Annotated in this window: 1 protein-coding gene; it reads right to left on the reverse strand. The window is 67.5% G+C overall.

The window, feature by feature from the left end; all coding sequences use genetic code 11:
- On the reverse strand, positions 1 to 290 hold a 290-nt coding region (locus tag ACFQQJ_RS08080), incomplete at its 3' end, for an AMP-binding protein (protein WP_377105532.1).
- Positions 291 to 381: the final 91 nt, after the last annotated feature.

Consider the following 381-nt stretch of genomic DNA (forward strand, 5'->3'; position numbering starts at 1 on the left):
AGCTTCGCCGCACCGGCCAGCATGACCATCGGCCCGGCCATTTCCGGGATCAGCGACACCGTTGGCACGCCGCGCCGAGCGCAGGCGATTATGAGCAGCAGATGGCGATAGCTGTCGCGCACGCTGATCCCCACCAGCGCGGGCCCCGCTACGCCCGCTCGGTCGAGCGCGGCAGCGGCTTGATCGATGGCGCGGTCGAAGTCGCGGTAGCTGATATGCTCCGCCCCATTGGATACCGCGATGGCGAGCGGTGTCATGCGGGCCGAGAAGCGGACGAGACGGTCGAACATGTCAGATCACCAGCGAAGGAGGGTCAGAAGCGCCAGCTGAGCTGGGCCCGGGCGCCATGGTCGCTCGAACGATCCGCATAGGTGCCGGTGT

Source organism: Propionicimonas sp. T2.31MG-18, from assembly GCF_964266745.1.
Taxonomy (GTDB): Bacteria; Actinomycetota; Actinomycetes; order Propionibacteriales; family Propionibacteriaceae; genus Propionicimonas.